The organism is Micromonospora sp. NPDC047738, assembly GCF_040642675.1.
GTDB lineage: Bacteria > Actinomycetota > Actinomycetes > Mycobacteriales > Micromonosporaceae > Micromonospora.
In genome coordinates, this window is record NZ_JBEYSO010000026.1 from 15411 (window position 1) to 33961 (window position 18551).

General features: G+C 67.8%; 21 protein-coding genes and 1 pseudogene. 9 read left to right on the top strand and 13 right to left on the bottom strand.

The genetic code is table 11. The features are described 5' to 3' along the window. Positions 1 to 375 precede the first annotated feature (375 nt). A complete protein-coding gene (locus tag ABZ783_RS29245) occupies positions 376 to 1038 on the top strand; it encodes a DUF1062 domain-containing protein (protein WP_357443708.1) in 663 nt (220 codons plus the stop codon). 407 nt (positions 1039 to 1445) lie between these two features. On the opposite strand, the gene ABZ783_RS29250 is transcribed toward ABZ783_RS29245, so the two are convergent. The 3 genes from ABZ783_RS29250 to ABZ783_RS29260 all read right to left on the bottom strand — a co-directional run bounded on the left by ABZ783_RS29250 (position 1446) and on the right by ABZ783_RS29260 (position 3424). Next, a complete protein-coding gene (locus ABZ783_RS29250) occupies positions 1446 to 2120 on the bottom strand; it encodes a uridylate kinase (protein WP_357443710.1) in 675 nt (224 codons plus the stop codon). Positions 2121 to 2390: 270 nt separating this feature from the next. Beyond that, a complete protein-coding gene (locus ABZ783_RS29255) occupies positions 2391 to 2936 on the bottom strand; it encodes a dihydrofolate reductase family protein (RefSeq protein ID WP_357443711.1) in 546 nt (181 codons plus the stop codon). Next, positions 2933 to 3424 carry an NUDIX domain-containing protein gene (locus ABZ783_RS29260; RefSeq protein WP_357443712.1) on the bottom strand — a complete coding sequence of 164 codons (492 nt, stop codon included), beginning with the start codon at positions 3422 to 3424 and terminating at the stop codon, positions 2933 to 2935. The genes ABZ783_RS29255 and ABZ783_RS29260 overlap by 4 nt, the downstream gene beginning before the upstream one ends. A gap of 369 nt (positions 3425 to 3793) precedes the next feature. On the opposite strand from ABZ783_RS29260, the gene ABZ783_RS29265 reads away from it, so the two are divergent. Beyond that, positions 3794 to 4792 (top strand): hypothetical protein, encoded by a 999-nt coding sequence (locus ABZ783_RS29265; protein WP_357443714.1) that lies wholly within the window; start codon positions 3794 to 3796, stop codon positions 4790 to 4792. A gap of 73 nt (positions 4793 to 4865) precedes the next feature. Here ABZ783_RS29265 and ABZ783_RS29270 read toward each other — a convergent pair whose 3' ends face one another. Continuing rightward, positions 4866 to 5537 (bottom strand): alpha/beta fold hydrolase, encoded by a 672-nt coding sequence (locus ABZ783_RS29270; protein ID WP_357443716.1) that lies wholly within the window; start codon positions 5535 to 5537, stop codon positions 4866 to 4868. A 46-nt stretch (positions 5538 to 5583) separates the two neighbouring features. On the opposite strand from ABZ783_RS29270, the gene ABZ783_RS29275 reads away from it, so the two are divergent. Next, the gene (locus ABZ783_RS29275; RefSeq protein ID WP_357443718.1) at positions 5584 to 6234 is read left to right on the top strand and encodes a winged helix-turn-helix transcriptional regulator; all 651 of its coding nucleotides are present in this window, start codon (positions 5584 to 5586) and stop codon (positions 6232 to 6234) included. Positions 6235 to 6341: 107 nt separating this feature from the next. On the opposite strand, the gene ABZ783_RS29280 is transcribed toward ABZ783_RS29275, so the two are convergent. Both ABZ783_RS29280 and ABZ783_RS29285 read right to left on the bottom strand, forming a co-directional pair. Continuing rightward, entirely contained in the window at positions 6342 to 6860 is a 519-nt protein-coding gene (locus tag ABZ783_RS29280; protein WP_357443720.1) for a polyketide cyclase, read from the bottom strand. 144 nt (positions 6861 to 7004) lie between these two features. Next, positions 7005 to 7424, bottom strand: coding sequence for a DUF6086 family protein (locus tag ABZ783_RS29285; RefSeq protein WP_357443722.1), 420 nt, complete (start codon positions 7422 to 7424; stop codon positions 7005 to 7007). 133 nt (positions 7425 to 7557) lie between these two features. Here ABZ783_RS29285 and ABZ783_RS29290 point away from each other — a divergent pair, with 133 nt between their 5' ends. After that, positions 7558 to 7950: a hypothetical protein gene (locus ABZ783_RS29290; RefSeq protein WP_357443724.1), complete on the top strand. Its 393-nt coding sequence runs from the start codon at positions 7558 to 7560 to the stop codon at positions 7948 to 7950. 743 nt (positions 7951 to 8693) lie between these two features. Here ABZ783_RS29290 and ABZ783_RS29295 read toward each other — a convergent pair. After that, the gene (locus tag ABZ783_RS29295) at positions 8694 to 9989 is read right to left on the bottom strand and encodes an asparaginase (RefSeq protein WP_357443726.1); all 1296 of its coding nucleotides are present in this window, start codon (positions 9987 to 9989) and stop codon (positions 8694 to 8696) included. Between the two features lie 254 nt (positions 9990 to 10243). After that, positions 10244 to 10570: a hypothetical protein gene (locus ABZ783_RS29300; RefSeq protein ID WP_357443728.1), complete on the bottom strand. Its 327-nt coding sequence runs from the start codon at positions 10568 to 10570 to the stop codon at positions 10244 to 10246. Positions 10571 to 10580: 10 nt separating this feature from the next. Here ABZ783_RS29300 and ABZ783_RS29305 point away from each other — a divergent pair, with 10 nt between their 5' ends. Then, on the top strand, positions 10581 to 10847 hold the full coding sequence (locus ABZ783_RS29305) for a hypothetical protein (protein ID WP_357443730.1): 267 nt from the start codon (positions 10581 to 10583) through the stop codon (positions 10845 to 10847). Between the two features lie 24 nt (positions 10848 to 10871). Here the strand turns inward: ABZ783_RS29305 and ABZ783_RS29310 are convergent, their stop codons facing one another. Beyond that, positions 10872 to 11447 (bottom strand): dihydrofolate reductase family protein, encoded by a 576-nt coding sequence (locus ABZ783_RS29310; RefSeq protein WP_357443732.1) that lies wholly within the window; start codon positions 11445 to 11447, stop codon positions 10872 to 10874. Positions 11448 to 11817: 370 nt separating this feature from the next. Further along, positions 11818 to 12072, bottom strand: a pseudogene (locus ABZ783_RS29315) (integrase core domain-containing protein); the annotation flags it as partial. A 616-nt stretch (positions 12073 to 12688) separates the two neighbouring features. On the opposite strand from ABZ783_RS29315, the gene ABZ783_RS29320 reads away from it, so the two are divergent. The 4 genes from ABZ783_RS29320 (at position 12689) to ABZ783_RS29335 (ending at position 15902) form a co-directional block, all read left to right on the top strand. Next, a complete protein-coding gene (locus tag ABZ783_RS29320; protein ID WP_357443734.1) occupies positions 12689 to 13030 on the top strand; it encodes a hypothetical protein in 342 nt (113 codons plus the stop codon). A gap of 445 nt (positions 13031 to 13475) precedes the next feature. Beyond that, positions 13476 to 13730 carry a hypothetical protein gene (locus tag ABZ783_RS29325; protein ID WP_357443736.1) on the top strand — a complete coding sequence of 85 codons (255 nt, stop codon included), beginning with the start codon at positions 13476 to 13478 and terminating at the stop codon, positions 13728 to 13730. Next, entirely contained in the window at positions 13727 to 14935 is a 1209-nt protein-coding gene (locus tag ABZ783_RS29330) for an FAD-dependent oxidoreductase (RefSeq protein WP_357443737.1), read from the top strand. The genes ABZ783_RS29325 and ABZ783_RS29330 overlap by 4 nt, the downstream gene beginning before the upstream one ends. Before the next feature lie 10 nt (positions 14936 to 14945). Then, entirely contained in the window at positions 14946 to 15902 is a 957-nt protein-coding gene (locus tag ABZ783_RS29335) for a sigma-70 family RNA polymerase sigma factor (RefSeq protein ID WP_357443739.1), read from the top strand. A 217-nt stretch (positions 15903 to 16119) separates the two neighbouring features. Here the strand turns inward: ABZ783_RS29335 and ABZ783_RS29340 are convergent, their stop codons facing one another. Genes ABZ783_RS29340 through ABZ783_RS29350 form a run of 3 tightly spaced genes read right to left on the bottom strand, consistent with a single transcriptional unit; the run spans position 16120 to position 18388 of the window. Next, on the bottom strand, positions 16120 to 17307 hold the full coding sequence (locus ABZ783_RS29340) for an acetylhydrolase (RefSeq protein WP_357443741.1): 1188 nt from the start codon (positions 17305 to 17307) through the stop codon (positions 16120 to 16122). Continuing rightward, positions 17304 to 17666 (bottom strand): transcriptional regulator, encoded by a 363-nt coding sequence (locus tag ABZ783_RS29345; protein ID WP_357443743.1) that lies wholly within the window; start codon positions 17664 to 17666, stop codon positions 17304 to 17306. Before ABZ783_RS29345 ends, ABZ783_RS29340 begins: the two co-directional genes overlap by 4 nt. Further along, positions 17663 to 18388 (bottom strand): hypothetical protein, encoded by a 726-nt coding sequence (locus ABZ783_RS29350; RefSeq protein WP_357443745.1) that lies wholly within the window; start codon positions 18386 to 18388, stop codon positions 17663 to 17665. Before ABZ783_RS29350 ends, ABZ783_RS29345 begins: the two co-directional genes overlap by 4 nt. Between the last annotated feature and the right edge of the window lie 163 nt (positions 18389 to 18551).

An 18551-nucleotide genomic window follows, 5' to 3' on the forward strand; every position in this document is an offset into this window, starting at 1 on the left:
TCCCCGGTTTCGCCCGTCAGAGCGGTCCCTCAGCGATGGCTGATGCGGACGCTTTGTTGATCAGACTGATCGTCGCATCTTTGCAAGGCGGCGACGCTCAGGCGATCGGGGCGTGGTCGACGCCCAGCTCGCCGAGCCCACCCTCGGTATTCGGCGCCAGGACAAAATGGGTGGCCTTGCCAGCCTGTCCCGCCCTACCTTGTAACTGGATCTTCTTCTCCGATCCACTCACGAGAGGACTTCACCCCGCGTGACGCCGCCTGCTCTTTAGACCCGACACCTTCCCCGTGCATCGGTCGCCGACGTTGCCGTCGGTTCTTTTCCCATGCCTACCGTCAGGTCTTCAGAGAGATCATGTCTACGCGTCCTCACCTCATGCTGTCCTGGGCCCCTCGGCCCACACGCCTTCCCCTGCTCGCGTTCCGCTGCGTCCACCGCCATTCCGGCCTCGCCGCCACCGGCGACAGGAATCTCCGCGTCAATGCCAACGGCAAGCTCCTCGACATCTGGCGCCCGGTCGCCTGCGTTTACTGCGACCGCACCAGCAAGATCACCGTTCACGATCGCGTCCCGGTCAGGTACCTGGATCCGATCCTTCTGGAGGGCTACTCCGGCAACTCCTCCACCCTCATCGCCCGCGTCCTTCCCGACCCGCTGACCGCCCGGCGCAACCGATTCGCCCTGGACTCATGCTGGGAACTGCTCGCCCCGTCCCCTCCCGAAAGCCCCTGGCCCCTCCAGGTTTCGGTCATCTTCGACGACCCCGTGCCCCTTCGCCCCGAACGGCTCATCGCCGAAGCGGCTGGGCATCAGCCGCGGGGAGATCGCTCCCTGCGTCAAGATCGGCATTCCGCTGAACCGCAGGACCCACAGCGACTTCTCGTACGTCCTGCAATGAGCCGCCGCCGTGGGCCTGAGCTGGGGCGAGAGGGAAGGTGGCCTTGCCCCGGACTACATCACGCGGCCGTCCGCGCGCGGGCGCTCATGACCGGGCCCGAACGAAGATCAGGGCCGGCCCGATACCGGCGACGAAGGTGAACACCCCGACTCCATCGTCGAGACCCTGACGGGGTCGGGCCACGTAACGGCCACGCTGCTGGCCGGCGCGGGCATCGGCCTCCTGGCCGCCACGGCCCGCGGCCGGTCCAGCGTCCACCCAGCCCCCGTAGCGTGAAAGACGACCAAGCCGCGAACCCGGAGGGTGCCCGCTCCTACAAGACACGAGCCGGCAGCACATACCAGAATGCCCGCCCAGCCGCCGAGCCGCCGATGGGCGGTTCGGCGGGTCCGGCACAACCGACAGAAGGACCAGCACCGACTCATCCCTACGTCGCCTCCGCACTCCGGCGCAGTCGCCTGGTGCGCCGGGTAGCCGCGATCCGAGCGTTACGGATCGTGATCGCTTGCGTCCGGAGGAACGTCTGGACATGCCGAATTGAGTGCGGTCAGTGTGTTTGGGTCTCCCAGATCGGCTGCTGGGGCTCGTCGTTGTGCACGATGATGTTGGCGTGATGGGTCGGGCGGACCGTGGCGAAGTAGAGCTGTTGGGAGGGGATGTAACGCTCGCGCCAGCGTCGTTCGACTTCGGCCCGAGATGACACCGGGCGTTCTCGGATCACGGCACGATCCACGGTCTTTTCGAGCGCGGTCGAGACGAAGATGCGCAGGTCCCACCGGTCAATCAGTTCCGGGCGCATGAGGAAGACGCCGTCGAAGACCAGCACGGCGTCGGCGGGGGCAGTCGTGAACGGCGGGGACAGCGCGGTATCCGCTGTGCGGTCGTAGACCGCGGGTTGGAAGCGTCGATCTCCGCCCGGGCCGAGCGGATCGAGCAGAACCCGGTTCAGGGCGTCGTAGTCGTGGGTGTCGAGGTAGCAGCCTTCGGCCGAGTACTCGCCGCGCGGATAGCGCTGTGCCCGGGGGAAGAGGAAATCATCGATTGTCGCGCGGATGACGTCGCGGCCCTGTGTTCGTAAGACGACGGCCAGCTCGTCGGCGAGGGTGGTTTTGCCTGCGGCGGGCGGTCCGTCGATGGCAACTCGCGTCGGGTGGGTGACTGTGACGGACCCGACTGCCTCAGCCAGGCGGCCGAGCATCTCGTCGCGGGTTCCTTGGTCCATGTCCTGCCCCGTCCTACCCGCTCGGGCCGACACCCGCGGGAAACCCGATGACCGTTTCCTGGACCCGCGTTCCTTCTGGAAGTTTGCGCCGAACCGCGCTCAGTTGATCCTCAGCCATGACCGAACAATTGTCAGCCGTCTCGCGTCGACCGGCATACGCGGATCAAAGGGCAGCAGGACGCGGCCCGGACGACATCCTCATCTGGCCGCTGAGCGTGCGCGGATCTGCCCATGACAGCGCGTCCGGGCGTTGCGCTGGCAGATGGCCGCTCAGCGCCGCTTGTAGACCAGGCGAACCTTGCCGTCCTGAACCGCGTAGTCCGTGAGCCTCAGTTCGAGTGTCGGACGTTCACCGGGGAAGAGCTGCCGTCCGCTGCCCAGCAAGACCGGAACGATCCCGACGGTCAGCATGTCGACTGCGTCGGCTGCAAGGAATGACTCAACCAACAACCCGCCTCCGAAGAGGAAGCAGTGATGTCCCTGGTCTCGCGCTGCCCTGACCACCTCCACCACTCCATTACCAACGAAGTCGACTCCCTCCTCCTTCTTCTCGAGAACCGATCGCGTCGAGGTCGCAACGATGACCTTCTTGCCGAGAGCCACGTAATCCTGGTGCTGTCCCTGGTCATAGCAGCGGCGACCCATTACGACGATGTCGACACCGTCAAGGAACTCATCAAACGGCAGTTGATGGTCGGTATCGAGCGTTGGGCTCGCCACCGGAACTATCCAGTCGTAGCCGCCCTGGTCATCGGCGATGTAGCCGTCAAGACTCATGGCCAACCGTAAGCTGATTTGCCCCGATGATGCGCTCATGCCCGCGAGTGTAGTGACGAGCAGCGATGGACCTCCGGACCGCTCGGCGATGCGACTGTCCGTGCTTCGTCGCGACGAGGCAGCCGGCCAAGCTCAGGCAGAGAACGAACCAATGCCGCCAAGTCGTCATGCACGAGGGGAAGGCCGCCCAGCTCGCTGATCTCGACCCATGCGATGTCGTCATGCTCGTCAGGTGCACGGTTGGTGGGAGAGCCAACCCAGTCTCCAATTTGCCAGACGCCCACGTGAAGAGCGTCCTCACCACTGCCGGCATGCAAGACGCCCAACCGTGAAGCGGACTCCGCCACAATGCGAACACCGAGCTCCTCGTGCATCTCACGCGCGAGGGCTTGTAGTTCCGACTCACCCGCTTCGACATGCCCCCCGGGCAGATCCCAGAGATCTGGGTATGCCCGGCGGGTCGGGCTGCGGTGCACTAGCAGGACCGCGCCGTTGTCAACGAGTGCGCCTGTGACGACGACATGCATGGCGGGATTAGAGCACAGGGATAGGACAAGCTCGCTCCAGCCAAAGAGGACCGCAGACGTCCGGATCTGGCCGCCGACCGGGCGTCACGCAGCGTGGCGGTGACGGTGGCTGCTCGCCGTGCGGAACTGCCGATGAGCGGATGCCGTGTCCGCGCCTGAGGGGGTGATGGGCACCCGATGCCTTGGGGCGTAGCAGCCAGTAGCGGGAACCCCGGCATCTCGCTCTTACGGAGGTGGAATGTGTGGTCGCGCTAAACAGCAATCACAAAGATCTGACGGGATGACCAGCAAGTTCAGTGACGGCTCCGTCCTGTCAGCGCGGCATGGTTGGATGCAGACCGGCGATCAGGAGTGAGAATCATGACATGCGTGACCCCACCGCGTCCGTTGGATGTGGTCTCGTTGTTTCCGGGGCTGGCAGAGATGGCCAGGACTGCCACCCGCCTTCATCCCCGCCCGGGAAACCCGACCGTGCATGACAGCTCGGTGGGCGGGCCTTTGCTGTGGCCGGTAGGCGAGGCCTGGCCGACATGCGTCGACGAGCACGAGCCGTGCGAGTTGACGACGCTGGAGGATGTCCGCACGCGTCGAGGCATCCTCGCCGCGGCGTGGCAACGGCCCAGGCCGCCCGGAACGAATCTGCTCACTCCCGATGAGAAGGCGGTCGTAGACCGCATAGATGCCGGTTACGACTCGGCGCTGCTGCCGAGGGAGCCGCTGCCGCTCATCCCGCTGGCGCAGCTCTACGCCCGGGACGTCCCTGATCTGCCCTGTCCCGATGGCGCAGACATGCTTCAGGTGCTGTGGTGCCCGTTCGACGAAATCATGGATGCGCGGTCGGCGGTACACCTACGGTGGCGGCAGTCCACAAGCGTGGAAAACCTGCTGAAGCACCCGCCCGAGCCGGCCTTCATCGGCCAGGACTATTACGTGCCGGAACCTTGCGTTCTGTATCCAGAGCAGGTCATCGAGTATCCGGCTTATCACGAGCTGGATGACGAACTGGCGGAACGCATCATTTCCCGAGATAGGGAACTCCTCCAGTCACCGGACGAGAAGCAACCGGGTTACAGGAGTGATCTGTCCATCGCTCCCGGCTGGAAGGTCGGTGGCTGGTCCGCCTTCTTTACCTTTCGGAGCCCTGCGGGCCCTGATGAGCGCCGGTGCTGCGGCGCTCCGCTGGAACCCCTACTCACCATCCCCAGCGACGAATGGGACGGCGACAGCCGCAGCTGGCGTCCCATCACTGACGAGGACGAGTTGGTCGACCACACCCCGACCCAGGTGGAAATCGGTCGTGGCTACACACTCCAGGTCTACCGGTGCACCGCCTCGCAGGAGCACCCACCGGTCACCATCATGCAGTAACTGAGGATGCACGCCGCGAGTCGGGCGGGTCCGACGGCACGACCGGACCTGCCGATGAGCGGATGCTGTGACGTCATCGTTCCAATGCGGCGGTCAATGCCTCGGGCTGGCTGAGGGCCACCAGATGGCCGCCGGGCAGGGTCTTGGGCGTGACGCCAAGGCGATGCTGGGCTGTCCGGATCTGGAACTCAACCGGGAACAGTCGGTCCTCGCGGCTGCTTAGGACCTCGGTTGGTACGTCCGGCCACACGTCCAGCGGCCAGGGCTGCGCGAACGGCGTTCCTGACTGCGGTGGCTCACCGGCCATGGCCTCCTTGGTGATGTCCTCTGGTACGTCGTGGAAGAAGTACACCAGCGGATCGAAGGACCCGTCCGGGGAACGGCCCTCGCGCAGGTCGCACTCACGGCGGGCCTGGTCCTGGCCGGTGTTGGTCCACCAATCCTGGCCGGTCTCACCGGGCGCCGGGATCATCGCGTTGACCAGGACCAGGCGTGAGACCGGCAGCCGACTACAGACCAGCGGCGCGGTCAGGCCGCCCATCGACTGGGCCACTACCACCAGGTCTTTCCGTTGACCTGCCGCGTTAACCACCGTATCTGCGTACTCCTGCAGTCCCGCGCTGTCGTCTCCGGCTGGCAGGTCGACGGCGATCGCTTCGTGACCCCGCTGACGCAGTCCGGGGACCACGCGGTGCCAGTACCAGGCGGCGCCGCCGGCGCCAGGGATCAGAATGAATGTCGCCACGGTGCGAATCTAGCACCGCGCAGTGTGATAGCGATACGCTGAGCGAGTGGCGCGAGCATATGACGATCCCTGCGGTCTGGCCCGTGCGCTCAACCTGGTCGGCGACCGGTGGGCGTTGTTGGTCGTCCGCGAGTTGCTGCTCGGGCCAAAGCGCTTCACCGACTTGCGGCGCGGCCTGCCCGGCGTTAGCCAGAGCATGCTCACCTCCCGACTTGTCGAGCTAGAGGAGGCGCAGGTGATACGCCGGCGGCGTCTCGGCCCGCCGACGAGCGCTTGGGCCTACCAGCTGACCGAATGGGGACGGGAACTCGAGCCCGCTCTGCTGCAGCTGGCCAGGTGGGGCAGTCGGAGCCCGCTGGCTTCGTCAGCAGAGCTGAGCGTTGACGCGCTGGCCCTCGCGATGAAGACCACCTTCGACCCGACCGCGGCGCGCGACTTTAGCGTGCGATGTCAGCTCCGTCTCGACGGCGACATCCTGCTCGTCACCGTCGACAACGGACGGCTCGACGTGGCGCGCGCTGACGGTGCCGATCCCGACCTGGTGATCGAAACCAGCGTCACCGCGTTCCGCTCGCTCACCTTCGGCGCCGCGCCACTGCATGCCGCCGACGTCACCATCCGAGGTGACGGCGAAGTCGCCGCCCGCCTGCTTCGGCTGTTCAAACGCCCGGCGCCGTTCGCCGGATCTGACGGCTGACGAGCTCCAGCACACACGCTCATGCCGCGCTCCGAGCGTCACGTAACGTGAGCGTGGACGGCACGCCGGCAGGCGCCCGGAACTGCCAATGAGCGCGTGCCTGATCTTCAGCCGGTGGCCTTGCCCTGGTGCTGGCGGCGCTCGGCAAGTTGCTTCAGGTTCAGCAACTGCCGTCGAGCCATCGCCAGGTCACCGACGGACAGCCCAAGGGCAGCCCAGCGGGTCGTCTGCATGACGACCTTGAGCAGCAAGCGTGTCGTGTTCTGCTCCTCGGGCACAAGGACGTAGGACATGAAGGCACCCATGATGGTGCCCGTCAGCTGTTTGCCGGGGTCGACCGAGACGATCCTGCCGCATTTCCGTCCGCCAGCAGTGGTGAATGCTTCTCCGACTCGAGGCTCGGGTAGGCCCACCAGCTGTCGAGGTGAGCGGTGGCCGAGGTTGTCAATCCAGTCATAGGAGTACGGCGCAATCCTCACTTGGGCAACCCACGGCCACACCGCTGCGGCGGGCGCCTCAACCCGCACCCCCCGCCACGCCTGTAGCACGGGTGAGGAGACGAAGTCGTCGCACGGATAGGAGCGCAATATCTCACTGTTAGTCACGCCCCACCGGTCGCCGATCATGCACCCATCTTCCACCATGTCGGCGCCCCGACGTCCGGAGCCGGGATCCGCGCGGCACGCACGGTGACGGCGACGCTTGCTGCTCGCCGTCCAGAACAGCGATTAGCGTGCGTTTTGAGGCGCCATGCAGTCAGGTGTGTCGTGTCAGCGTGGCATGGCGGGGGCCAGCGCGTCGGCAAGTTCCCGCAGGCGGACTGGGTCGCCCAGTGCGCCGATTCCGCCGGGGCCCACCGAGATATCCCGTGGGTCCAGCGTGGCAGGTGTGTGCAGGGAAGGCACAGCGTGGCCAGCACGGTCGACGAGAACGAGCGCGGTGGCGAGGAAGCCCTCCAGCAGAGACCTCAGAATCGCGTGGCTGGAGGACAGGTGTTGCTCGACCAGGGCGTCAACGAAGCCGACAAAGACGTCTAGATCAACTTCGTAGTCGTCGGCGTCCATCGCACCGATTCCGGTTGGCGTGGCCGCCAGCGGGGCGACTGCCTCACTGGTGCGGACGAAGAGCTCCGCCACGCGGTTGGACGGGTTCCACAGGACCAGGTCGTCCACCTGGAAGTACTGACTCACCGAAGCATGATCACTGACCGGTGCCAGTCAGCCAAGACCGCGTCCGCGACTCTCATGCCGCCGGCCGCGCCGTTGGCGTCGCCCTGCCGTGCGGACAGGCGGATATCCGTAAGGCGTCTGGCACCATGGTCCCGTGCAGCGAGATCCGCCTGGGCCATCGACCTCGGTGCTGGCGGGGGCCGACGTGGTGCTCGTAGGGCTGTTCTCCGCGAAGGATAAGGAGTTCGGCGCGAAGCTCGATCTGCTGGCGGCTTCGGTGAAGGCACATGGCGGGCGGGTAGTGAGCCGGCACGTCCAGCGGCGGGGTGTCTCGCACGGCGGTGCGGCCAAGATGAGCGCACCGTTCTCTCGACGGACGCTGATCAGTCCCGGCAAAGCGCGTGAAATCGCGCAAGCGTGCCGGGCCGCGGAGGTCGGGGTTGCGGTCTTCGCCAACCCGCTGACGAAACACCAACGAGCTGTCCTCGGCGACATGTTCGGGTGCCTCGTGATCAGCGGCGAGGACCTTGTTGCCCCCGGCCGATGAGCGTCCGGACATGCCGCGGAGGTGGCGCGCCAGGCTTGGAGTCACCGTCACGTGGAGCTGTTCCTATGCCCGGGTCGGCTGGGAGGTAGGTCCCGGTTTCTGCATGCCGGATGATCGTGGCGTGGAGTACCTTGATCTGTCGCCGTACGACTACCTCGGCTTTCCGCTGCCGACGCGGGCCGTCGGGGTGGCTGGGGCGCCGTTACGGGGTGCAGGGCGCCGACATGGCGCCGATGACCGGTGCCGAGATGGAGCGGCTCGAGGGAAAGTTCACTCCGGCTGCCTCGCTGGTCAATGGCACCTCCGCATGCAGGCCATGCGTGGTGGAGGTCCGAGGCAACCTCAGCTCGCTTTTGGACGGCTACCAGTAGCGCTGTGACAGCAACGGTGCTGGACGTCCACAGACCGGCGAGGACAGCGGCAGGCGTAGAACCAGGGATCCGAGTCGGATGCGGACGGCCCTGGACGGAATCGCCGAGGCTGGGGATCAGATGGCCGTACGAACATGGCGACGGTCATCGCGGGCAGACGGGTGGTCGCTGCTCACGTCGAGTGCGACGCGTGACCGCGCGCAACGTCGTGATCTTCGGAACCTCAGCTCAAGGCCATGGCATGGGTGTTGGCATACTTCACGCCGTATCGCGCCTGATCAAGGCCGGCGTCGGTCGCTGAGCCGTGTCGCCCCCGGCTGGCGATCAGGGCGGGACAGGGGGCCGGCACCGCGCTGTGCCGGCCTCCGAACGTCAGTTCTGCGGATTGCCGGGGGGAGCGGTGTTCCATTCCGGGTTGCCGAGCGATTCGACCAGTTGGCGGACCTTCACCGCGTCCCCGGGGGCGGCCGCCAGGCTCAGCATCAACAGCAGCCGGGCCTTCTGCGGCAGCAGGTCGTCGCCGTCGAAGATCGGGGCGGTGCTGCTGCCGCCACTGATCGAGCCGGAGCCGACCCGGCTGGTGCTGACGAAGAAGACGCCCTTGGCGATCGCCCCGGACCGGGCGGCGGACTGGGCAGAGGAGATGCCACCGGCTCCCGTACCCGCGGTCACGATGCCCTTGACCCCTGCGTCGGCGAACGCGGTGATCGCCTCACCGCCGGCCTGCTGGTAGTTGTAGACCACCTCGACCCGGGGCAGCGACTCCACCTTGACGTCGCTCAGCCTGAAAGGGGTCAGCCAGCGGTTCTTCTGATCGCAGTCGGCGACCCGGGACGGCGCCCGGCCGACCTTGATCTCCGAGCCGTCGATCCAGCCGAGTACGCCCAGCTCACGGGTCTGGAAGGTGTCCATCCGGGTGGTGTTGGACTTGGTCACGTCCCGCGCCGTGTGGAACTCGTCGTTGAGCATCAGCACGGTGCCGTAGCAGTACGTGGACTGGCTGGCGGCCAGGACGATCGAGTTGTAGAGGTTCGCGGGGCCGTCCGCGCCGATCACCTGCGGCCCGTCAACCGTGCCGGCCGCCCACGGGCGCATCGCCCCCGTCATCACCACCGGCTTACGGCTCTGCACGGTCAGGTCCAGCCAGTACGCGAACTCCTCCATGGTGTCCGTCCCGCTGGTGACCACCACCGCGTCTGAGGTTTGCAGCGCCTGCTCCACGGCGAGGGTGAGGGCGTGGAACTCGGCGATGGTGTAGCCGCCGGAACCCTTGTTGCCGAACTGCACGGTGGACACCTCGGCGACCTCGCCGATCTCGGGTTGGAGTTGGGCGACCATCCGGTCGATCGGAATCTGGCCGGCTCGGTAGTTGGTGAAGCTGCTCCGGGAGGTGGCGACGCCAGCGATCGTGCCGCCGGTGCCGATCACGGTCACCTTGGGCTTCTTCGTCTTGGCCTGGGCGACCGCTGTCTGGTAAGCGACGCTCTGGATTTCTGTGGCGGCGATGACACCGCCGGTGGCGGCGCCGGACGGCGGGCCGCCCGGCTCGTCGACGCCGGTCGATGTGATCGCGAGTACGGCCGCTGCCGCCAGCGCGGCGGTGACGACCGGGGCGGTCAGGGTGGCAATCCGTCGGGCTGGCAGAAGCCGGCGTTGGTCGAGGGACAAGGCAACCTCCGTAAAGGTCGGGGGCGGGGGGAAGTGCCTCGGATCTTGCGGGCCGCTGCTTTCGTCGGCGTTACACCGGCATTTCTCGATACTGTCGGACGCAGTGGTGAATGCCACTCTGAACTGCGTACGCGGCGTCGGAGATTGGCCCGAGTCGCCAAGAATTCGGACAGCAGTGACATTCGGCGGCGAGGGGGCCGTGTCCGCCGGGACGCGACCCCCTCGGCGTCCGGAGCCTAGGTTCGACCCCACGGCTAGCCGCGGAGCGCTCCCGGCAGTGCCGCCGCGTCCACTGTGGTGGACGGGCCGTGGTAGATCGCGTTGAACAGCAGCTTGCTCGGGTCACGAGACCACGTACGGAACGTCGGCTCGCTACCGAACGTCACGATCAGACCCTCGCCCACCTGGTGCTTGACGATGCTGGCCTTGCCGTTGAGGTGCTCCCCGCCGATGAGCCAGCCGCTCTGCAACTGCTCACCGGACTTGGGGAACGAGGAGACCACCTCGCCGCCGGTGACGTTGTACGCCTGATCGCCCTCGCCGAACCACACCGGCGTGTCCGGGCGCATACCCCAGGCCACCGGGTCTGAGGTGTCGAACCGCTGGCTGAGGATGCTGCCGGGCGAGAAGAACTGGGTAGCGGTCCCGGTTCAGGCCCGAGACGATGTCAGTCCGGCTGATCCCCGCCGGCAGCACGATCGTGGCGAACTTCGCGTTGAGGTCGCTGGCGAAGTCGGCGGCGACGCGCCATCGTTCGGCGTTGTGGTCGGCTGTAGCAAGCTGCAGAAGACCCAACCGGAGCTGCCGGAACAGCTGTCCGGGCAGCGGGTAACGGTGTTCGTCGGGGTCGGCCGCTGAACAGGGCCGACCCCGACGGGCTGCTCAGCGGATGACGTCGTAGACCAGCTTCTGGATTCCGTTGGCGTATGACTCGCTCTCGATGAGCTTGAGGTTCTGCTTGTCCTTGTCGGTGTCGCTGAACAGCCGCTTGCCCGCGCCGAGCAGGACTGGGAAGACCAGCAGGTGGTAGCGGTCGATCAGGCGGGCATCGGCCAGGTTGCGGTTCAGGGTGGCGCTGCCGTGGATGATGATCGGTCCGCCCTCGGTCTTCTTGAGTGCGGCGACGTCGTCCAGTGATCGGAGGATGTTGGTCGCACCCCAGTTGGACACCAGGTCCTTCTCCTGCAGCGTGGTCGACACGACGTACTTCGGCATCGCGTTGTAGCCGGGGAACTCCGCGGTCATGTCCGGCCACACCGGGGAGAACGACTGGTAGCTGACCCGGCCCAGCAGCATGGCAGTGGCCTCGTCCTGCTCACGGCCCTTAATCTCGTATGCGGCCTCGTCGAACTCGATGTCTTTGAAGGTCCAGCCCGAGTTGCGGTAGCCCGGTTCTCCGCCGGGCGCCTCGATGACGCCGTCGAGCGAGACGAACGCGGTGGCGATCAGGGTGCGCATTGGTAGCTCCTTGGTTGGTCTGAGATGCATTGTTCGCTACGGGCCCGGCGCTGTCCCATCGCTGCCGCTCCCGGCCTGTCCGGTCAGCCCCGGTCACGCCCTTAACGATTCGCGAACCGGCCATGCCGACCAAGCCATGATCGGACTATGACCGTTGACCCGGATTCAACGATGGAGCGGCGGATGCTGGAGCGACACGAACACGGTCACCGATCCGGCGTCGACCTCGACGGCGGGTGGCTTCCTCGGGGCCGGTGGCGAGGCCGGCAGCAGTCCTGTCGGTAGGCGCAGCGGCAGGGCCCCGCTGGGAGCCGGTCCCGTCCTGCGCTGCTTAGAGGAAGCGGTCGGCAGGGAAGGCGTCGTCCCTGCCCTGGTGGGACCGGTCGTAGTTGTATGCGGCGACGAACACGTCCACCGCGGCCTGGGCCTGGTCGACGCTGTCGAAGATCCGCCCGTCCAGGCATTCACCTTGCAAGCTCTGGCGGAACCGTTCCACCTTGCCGGTGGTGGTCGGGGTGCGGGGTTTGGTGTTGCGGGCCACGATGCCCTTCTCCCGGCAGATCCGCTCGAACAACACCTCACCTGGGCGCGGCTTGGTGAACCGGCCGGTGAACTGCTTGCCGTTGAGTTCCTAAGCGATGTCAGTCCCGTTAGGCGGCTGCGGGTGGGTTTGTCGTAGCGTGGACGCTGCCGCTCTGCGGACGGTCACGCCGGATGCCCGGCGGCTGGCGCGGAACAGCGGGGAGCCCGGGGCCGCCGCAGATGGGATAGCGGGGAGAGTGGTGGAGGTTCCTCGCCGGCACCAGGCCGCGCCGCGCCTGAGCAGCGCGGCGCAGGGAAGGGCACGCCGGGTCCGCGCGGCAAGCCCCAAGCATGGGGGCGGTGGCCGCGCGACGGCATGCTGGTCGTCCAGGAGCCGGCTCCACAGCCGCTTAGGGTCAGGTCAACCGCTCACCTGGGAGGGGAGGGGTGGCCGCCGGTGGCCAGCTCCGACTCCGGGAGCCGGATCCGTGCCGGGCGAGGTTGGGTCAACTGCACCACGGTGGCGGTGTCCGCCGGGGGCGCGGTCCGTGACACGAGAGCCGACTCAGTCTGTTCCGGCAGCGTCCGTACGTGCGCCAAGGCCGTCTTGACGTGGCGGACCGGGCGGCCCGCTCCCCAGGAGGGCGGGTCGGCCGGCATACGGGGTGGCGCAGATGTTGACTCAGGGTGCGATTGTGTGGCGAGCGCCGGAGGTCGGAGTGGAGAGCCAGTTGGATGGTCCCGATATGTCCATGATCGTGGAGTCCTACAGATATCGACTGTGCGTCAGGGGGATGCGGCTTGCTTTGCTCTTCCCTGTGACGGCCTTGTTGATGCTGCTGGTCCGCCTCGGAGTCGCAGAGAGCGTTCTTGTGCCGCTCGTGATGCTGCTCGTTGTCGCCATGGCGCTGGGGATCCTGGTGGGCTGGATTGGTGCGGTTCTCCTGCTGCGGGATACCTCTCGCTATTCCAGCGCAGCGGGAGGCAACGTCGACACCCGGAAGGTCGGAGCTCTCGTTCGGCAGGCAGCTCGGGATATCTGCAATCTCCGCAGGTGGTGACGAGTCCTCGCCCGGGGTGACCAGATGAGTGACGACGGGCGCGGACTGTGGCGGACGAGAGGGGACGTACCTGCACTGTTCCCGCAGGCCGTGCTTGCTGTCAGGGCAGGCCAGTGAGCCGTGCTGGTTCTTTCCCACCGAACGAGTCGCGAGCCCTCAGTCAAGGCCAACTCGCTCGACCACAACGCCCATCTCGCGGCGGTCAGGTCAAGCTCATGGATCGACCTGGGTCAGCTACCAGCAGGGGTCGGGCGGGGCGTAGCCGGCAGGCGAGGCCGGGCGCGGCAGTCCTTGGCAGCTATCCGGGGATGGGGACAGGCCGTCCAGGAACGGACCGGCCAGCGGCTACCCAGCACGACGATCCGATCTTGTCCCAAGCTGACCGTCGACCTAGCGGCGATGACCGTTCCCAGGGCCGTCGCTGGGCCGGCCAGGTTGGCGGGTTGTGATGCTGACGTTCGGCGAGGTCGGCCACGGACATCTTCTGCTTGGCGAGCATGACGTCGATGTCGACGGTGATCGGCATCAGATCACCTCGTTCAGCTTGGCCCTGCATCTGCGCCGTCTCGGCGTCGCGAGCATCGTTGAGCGGCGTTCCTTCCGCTCTGTGACCCGTGCCACATGCCCTTCCTGTCAGCAATCGGGGCGCCGTTCCGCTCAACTCACCGAGAGCAAGCGAACAGACAGGAGCAACACATGAAGCACCGCATCGTCGTCCTCGGCGCCGGCTATGCCGGGGCCCACGTTGCCGGGAACCTGGCCCGCCGGCTGTCCCCGGCGGACACCGAGATCACCGTGGTCAACGCCGAGCCGGACTTCGTCCAGCGGCTGCGGCTGCACGAGCTTGCGGCCGGCCACGAGATCAAGGCTCCGAAACTCGCCGACGTGTTTGCGGGCACGGGGATACGGCTGCGCCTGGCCCGTGTCACCGCCGTCGACCCCGAGCGCCAGGTCGTCGCTGTGGCCGACGCCGACGGCGGCGGCGAGCTCGGCTACGACACGCTTCTCTACGCGCTCGGCAGCCACGGCGACGACCGCGGCGTTCCCGGCGTGGCCGAGCACGCCTTCGACATCGCCGCCCGGCCCTCGGCGCTGCGCCTGCGCGAGCGCCTTGACGGCCTGGGAAGGCGGGGCGAAGGCGGGAGGGTGCTGGTCGTCGGCGACGGGTTGACCGGCATCGAGACCGCCACCGAGATCGCCGAAGCCCGGCCCGGCCTGTCGGTGGCGCTGGTCGCCTGCGGCGAGTTGGGCGCCCGGCTCTCCGCCGGAGCCCGCAGCCACCTGCGCCAGGCCTGCGCCCGGCTGGGCATCACCGTCCTAGAGCACACGAAGGTCGAAGCCGTCGAAGCGACACGGGTGCTGTGCGCCGACGGCACCGCCCTGGCGTCCGACGCCACCGTGTGGACGGCCGGGTTCGCGGTCAACCCCATCGCCGCCGTCAGCGGGCTGGAGGTCACCGAGAACGGGCGGATCGTCGTCGATCGCACCATGCGGTCGGTCTCGCACCCGAACGTCTACGCCGCCGGCGACAGCGCCTACGCCATCGGTGACAACGGCCGGCCGTTGCCGATGTCCTGCGCTTCGGCCGGCTTCACCGGCCAGCAGGCCATCGAGGCGATCGTGGGACGCCTGACCGGACGCAAGATCGCGAACACCAAGCTGGTCTACCCGGGCAACCACATCAGTCTCGGCCGGCGGGACGGGATCCTGCAGCTGGTCGACGACGAAGCGCAAGCAAAGCCGAGGTACGTGGGCGGCCGGAAGGCCGCGCGGATCAAGTCGGGCATCCTCAAGATCTCGCTGTGGGCCACCTCGCACCCGACCTTCGGCCTGCCCAAGCGCAAGCACCGCCTGGCCGCCGCGCCGAATGCGTCCGCCACGAAGGCGGTCGGCGTAGCCGCCTAGGGTGACCCGCGTGGACAGCACCGCCACTGATCGCTTCGACACCAGTCGGTTCGAGGCCAGCCGGAACCGGCTGGCCTCGCTGGCGTACCGGCTGCTGGGCTCCGCCGCCGACGCCGAAGACGCCGTGCAGGATGCGTTCCTGCACTGGCAGGCCGTCGACCGGCAGCGGATCAAGGTGCCGGAAGCTTGGCTGACGAAGGTCGTCACCAACCTGTGCCTCGACCGGCTCCGCTCGGCACAAGCCCGCCGCGAACGTACCGTCGGCGCCTGGCTGCCCGAACCGCTCCTCGACGGCGACCCGATGCTCGGCCCGGCCGACACTTTCGAGCAGCGCGAATCGGTCTCCCTGGCGGTGCTGACTCTCATGGAGCGCCTGTCACCTCTCGAGCGGGCCGTCTACGTCCTGCGCGAAGCGTTCACCTACAGCCACGCCGAGATCGCCGAGATCCTCGACATCACCGAGTCCGCAAGCCAGCAGCACCTCCACCGGGCCCGGCACCGCACCGCCGCCGCCCGCCGCCGCGGCGGCGGCGAAGTCGACCCGGCATCCGCCCGCAGGATCGTCGAGGAATTCCTCGCCGCTGCCTCCTCGGGCCGCACCGAACGCCTGGTCGCGCTGCTCACCGACGACGCGACCGCGATCACCGACGGCGCCGGCCTGGCGAAAACGCTGCTGCAGTACCACACTCCCCAGCGCATCGCCGCCATCGCACGGGCCGGCTTCAAACCCACACCCGCGAAACGGCGACTCGTCGGCGGCACACCCGCCATCCACTACGCACTCGTCAACGGCGCCCCCGCCATCCTCTTCACGCTCGGCGACCAGGTCATCGGCGCCGTAACGTTCGACATCACAGGCGGCAAGATCGCAACCGTACGCGGCATCGCCGCACCCACCCGCCTCACCCGCCTCACCAAAGCCTGGCGGCAGCACGAACCGGACACGCCCCTCATCCCCGAGTGGTGACCCGACGCCGACCGCGGCCAGGCGCAGCACCCGCCCTGCGATGAACCGCTCCCGGGCTTCGGACGCCACCAGCCGCATGCGGACAGCGTTGCGCTGAGCGCACGAGGTACATCGCGCCCACCATGCAATCTGGCGGGCGCGCCCGGCGTGGCTTCGAACGGGTCCGCTACTCGCATGTGCGTGACCAGCAGCAGCCTTGCCATCAGCTCAGAGTGGGTCAGGGAATGAACCGCACCTCGGGGAAGGCCGGGTTCGGGCCTTCGAGCAGGCGCTGCCGCTGGTGGCGCAGGTGCAGGTCGAAGAACGCGAGCGGGTACGCCTGCTGGATCCGCACCGCCCGGGCCGGGTCGAGGGCGCCGACCCAACTGGCGAGGTCCTCGTCGCTCATCCCGATGATCGTTGCCAGTTGCGGGATCAGCCACTGGTGGTCGCAGTACGCCGCGTGGAGCGCGCCGTCGGCGTGCACGTTGAGCCGCCATCCGCGCAGGTGTGACCAGAACTGGGCGACGCTCGGCTCGGCGGCCCGGGTGAACTCCGCGGTCATCAGCATGAACGGCCGGTCGAGGTCCGTGATCGGTGGCACCGATTGCATGGGGCCGTCGAAGCCGAGCCCGGCCCGCACCCGCCGGTCCTCGTTCATGACGAGGGCGGTCGCGGTCGCGCCCTTCGACCAGCCGAACATGCCGATGCGACGCAGGTCGAGCGCGGCGCCCAGGTCGGCCGGCAGCGGACGGTGCTCGACGTCGGGGTTGCGGCCGGCGGCGAGGTCCTCGATGCGGTCGAGGACGAACCGGATGTCGTGGGCGTGGTCCCATGGCGTGAACGACAGGCCGTCGACGGGGACGGTGAGCCGGCCGTCGGCGAATTCGCTGAACGCGTCGTACGTGTGGTCCACGGTGACCACGACGTAGCCGTGGCTGGCGAGTTCCTGGACCACGATGGTGGCCTCGGAACGGTGACCGTCGTTGCCGTGGGAGAACACGATTACGGGCAGCCGGCCGGGTATCCGGAGTGCCGGAGCTCCCTCGTGGCCGGCCGTGAGGGGCGCCGCCGCGGCATCGGCGTCGAACCCGGCGGACACGAGCAGCGCGCGCATCGTCGCGGCGGGCATCCATGGGGCCACCGGATGACGCCGAACGTCGCGGGTGGCGGGGTACCAGACGTTGGCCATCAGTTCGCGGTGGTGCCCTGGGCCGGCGACGGGATCCGGTCGGGATGTGTCGACGAGGTGCAGCGACACGGTGCCGACACGGTGCGGCCCCGTGGGTGGGGGCAGGGTAAGCCGTGCCGGGCCAGGCGCGGCCTGCGCCGGGGCCGTCCACCCGCGGCCGGTGCCGAGCGGCACGGCGACCCCGGTGGCGAGCGCGGTGGTGAGCAGGTGTCGACGGGTCAGTGCGGTGGTCATCGGTCCTCCGGGGTGTCGGTGGTCTCGAGCCGCGTGATGAGCAGTTTCAGTCGTTCGATCTCCTCGGCGAGCGCGGTGCTGCCGGCGGCGGTGAGCGTGATCCAGGTGCGGCCGCGCCGGCCGGCGTAGCCCTTCTCGATTTCGACGAGGCCGGCCGTCTCCAGCACGCTCAGATGCTTGGAGAGGTTCCCGGCGGTCAGGTCCAGCTGGGTGCGTAGGTAGCCGAACTCGACCCGGCGCGCCTCGTGCGCGATGGCGAGGATCCCCAGCCGGACCCGCTGGTGCACCACCTCGTCCAGCCCGGCGACCGGGTGGCCGGGCGGCTCGTGCGGGTCCGGGGTCCCGTTCTCGGCGGTCACCGGCGCCACCGGCGGGCCACCGCGAAGCCGACTGCGCCCAGCAGCAGCACGGTGCCGTTGATGATCTGCTGAGGCAGGAACCCCCCTAGGATCCCCCGGTATCCCCAGGAGGGATGCCAGCCGAAGTTGATCGGCACCAGGACCACCGCCAGGTATCCGACGGTGAACAGGAGCAGCGCGACGTTGCGCTCCAGCCGGGCCAGCACCAGCAGCGCGACCCCCATTGCGCCCCATGGTGCGACCACACGGTCCAGCAGCATCACCCAGTACGGGAACGGGTGCGTCGGCACCGGATGGCTGGCGAAGTACATGCGCACCAGTAGCCACGCGCCGATGAACAGGACGACGGTCAGGGCGGCGCCGGTGATCGCGTACGGCAGCACCCGGACGCCTACCCCCCTCGCCCGGGCGACCCGCACGGCGTACACGGCGATCGCCGTGTACGCCAGCAGCAGCGCCAGCGGCCAGTAGAACATCGCGCCCCGACCCGTGATGTGACACATGGAGCCGCCGTTCGCGTCCTCGATCCACGCGCTCGCGGACGCGCAGTCGACGTTGAGGGAGTACCAGTCGAACGGGATCGCCGCGAACGTCACCACGGCCAGCACCAGCAGCGCGACCCAGGTCACCCGCTGGTCAAGACGCACCCGGCGGGCGAGGGCGCGCATGTCGGACAGCAGCCGGCGGGGATCGCCGGCGGGCGGTACCGCATCAGTGGTCATGCCAATTAGGTTGGCACAGGAAACCTATTGGTGCTAGTGCCAACTGGGAAGCGAGGGAGCCTCGTAGGCCCTGTTTCATCGGATTTGCGGCGTGGAAACCCGGCCGTTTACGGCCGGGAGGAAACGTCGCCCCTCCCTTGCGATGAGTGTCTTACATGGACGG

What these genes read in the sequence shown, in the direction of transcription:
- ABZ783_RS29330 (WP_357443737.1), top strand. Translation starts at nt 13,727, where the DNA reads ATGAAGCACCGCATCGTCGTCCTCGGCGCCGGCTATGCCGGGGCCCAC.
- ABZ783_RS29350 (WP_357443745.1), bottom strand. Translation starts at nt 18,388, where the DNA reads ATGACCACTGATGCGGTACCGCCCGCCGGCGATCCCCGCCGGCTGCTG.
- ABZ783_RS29340 (WP_357443741.1), bottom strand. Translation starts at nt 17,307, where the DNA reads ATGACCACCGCACTGACCCGTCGACACCTGCTCACCACCGCGCTCGCC.
- ABZ783_RS29280 (WP_357443720.1), bottom strand. Translation starts at nt 6,860, where the DNA reads ATGATCGGCGACCGGTGGGGCGTGACTAACAGTGAGATATTGCGCTCC.
- ABZ783_RS29250 (WP_357443710.1), bottom strand. Translation starts at nt 2,120, where the DNA reads ATGGACCAAGGAACCCGCGACGAGATGCTCGGCCGCCTGGCTGAGGCA.
- ABZ783_RS29255 (WP_357443711.1), bottom strand. Translation starts at nt 2,936, where the DNA reads ATGAGCGCATCATCGGGGCAAATCAGCTTACGGTTGGCCATGAGTCTT.
- ABZ783_RS29260 (WP_357443712.1), bottom strand. Translation starts at nt 3,424, where the DNA reads ATGCATGTCGTCGTCACAGGCGCACTCGTTGACAACGGCGCGGTCCTG.
- ABZ783_RS29310 (WP_357443732.1), bottom strand. Translation starts at nt 11,447, where the DNA reads ATGCGCACCCTGATCGCCACCGCGTTCGTCTCGCTCGACGGCGTCATC.
- ABZ783_RS29245 (WP_357443708.1), top strand. Translation starts at nt 376, where the DNA reads ATGCTGTCCTGGGCCCCTCGGCCCACACGCCTTCCCCTGCTCGCGTTC.